A 970-nucleotide genomic window follows, 5' to 3' on the forward strand; every position below is an offset into this window, starting at 1 on the left:
CGCGAGCGCGGCAAGTTCCTCTCGACCCGCGCCCTGGAGCGCCATCGCAGCGACTACAAACTCGCCGAAGGCAAAGGTGACGAACCGACCCTCACCAGCGGCCATTTCCTCACCCTCGCCGAACACCCGCGCGCCGAGTGGAACGACCTGTGGCTGCTGCTGGAAGTCTTCCACGAAGGCAAACAACCGCAAGTGCTCGGCGAGAACGTCACCAGCGACGTCACCGACAACAAAAGCGATTTCCACCAGGGCTACCGCAACAGCTTCCTCGCCACCCCGTGGGACGCGCACTACCGCCCTGCCCTCGAACACCCGAAACCGAAAGTCCTCGGCAGCCAGACCGCCGTCGTCACGGGGCCGCCTGGTGAAGAAATCCATTGCGATCAGTACGGCCGCATCAAGGTGCAATTCCACTGGGACCGCGACGGCCAGTCCGACGACAAAACCACCTGCTGGATGCGCGTCGCCAGCGGCTGGGCCGGCAGCGCCTACGGCGGCATCGCCATCCCCCGCATCGGCATGGAAGTCCTCGTCACCTTCCTCGAAGGCGACCCCGACCAGCCCCTCGTCACCGGCTGCCTGTACCACAAGGAAAACGTCGTCCCCTACGACCTGCCGGCCAACAAGACCCGCAGCACCTTCAAAACCCTCAGCTCCCCGGGCGGCAAGGGCTACAACGAATTCCGCATCGAAGACAAGAAAGGCGCCGAACAGATCTACATCCACGCCCAGCGCGACTGGGACGAAAACATCGAACACGACCAGAAAATCCGCGTCGGCAACGAACGGCATGACACTGTTGAAGCCAACGTGTTGAGCGAGTTCAAGGTCGAAGAGCACCGAATCACCCATCTGGACCGGATCAGCGAAATGCGCGCGGATGATCACCTGACGGTGGGTGTGACGCAGCATGTGAAGGTTGGGACTGGGCATTTTGTTGAGGCCGGGACCGAGATTCACTATCACGCTG

1 protein-coding gene is annotated in these 970 nt (G+C 62.3%); it reads left to right on the plus strand.

Features of this window, described 5'->3' with window-relative positions; genetic code table 11:
* On the plus strand, positions 1-970 hold a 970-nt coding region (tssI, locus tag GXB78_RS27970; protein WP_329517855.1), incomplete at both ends, for a type VI secretion system tip protein TssI/VgrG.

It is taken from the genome of Pseudomonas moraviensis subsp. stanleyae, assembly GCF_036283065.1.
Classification (GTDB): Bacteria; Pseudomonadota; Gammaproteobacteria; order Pseudomonadales; family Pseudomonadaceae; genus Aquipseudomonas; species Aquipseudomonas stanleyae.